The 478-nt window shown below is 57.3% G+C and carries 1 protein-coding gene; it reads left to right on the plus strand.

Features of this window, described 5'->3' with window-relative positions; genetic code table 11:
* The coding region (locus EN935_RS39935; protein WP_164771924.1) for an aromatic amino acid lyase at nt 1-457 on the plus strand (457 nt) is incomplete at its 5' end.
* Nucleotides 458-478: the final 21 nt, after the last annotated feature.

Raw genomic sequence — 478 nt, forward strand, 5'->3', positions numbered from 1 at the left:
GCTGCTGGACGCCTCCATATCCGAAATGCCTGCATTTCTGACCCGCAGGCCAGGATTGAATTCGGGCCTTATGATGTTGCAGATTACAGCCGCCGCGCTTGTTTCTGAGACCAAGCAGAAGGCCGCGCCAGGCGTCATCGACACCATTCCGACATCGGGGAACCAGGAAGATCATGTCTCGATGGCGACTCACACGGCACGCCGCCTAACAGCTATGGCCGAGAACATTCAGGCAGTCGTCGGCATCGAATTCTTGCTGGCCGCACAAGCCTGCGACTTTCAGGCGCCGCATAAATGTTCACCTTTGGTCCAGGCGGCCAAGGATTTGCTACGCTCGCATGTCTCGTTCTTGGAGGAGGATCGCCGACTGAAGCCTGATCTTGATATCGCCACCAAGTTGGTGCGTGATGGCGCGTTTATCGAGGCGGTTGGAGCAGACCATCTGCCGTCACTGTAAGGCCAAGCGTGTGTCTTGCGC

Origin of the sequence: Mesorhizobium sp. M7D.F.Ca.US.004.03.1.1 (genome assembly GCF_003998635.1) — a bacterium.
GTDB classification, from domain to species: domain Bacteria; phylum Pseudomonadota; class Alphaproteobacteria; order Rhizobiales; family Rhizobiaceae; genus Mesorhizobium; species Mesorhizobium loti.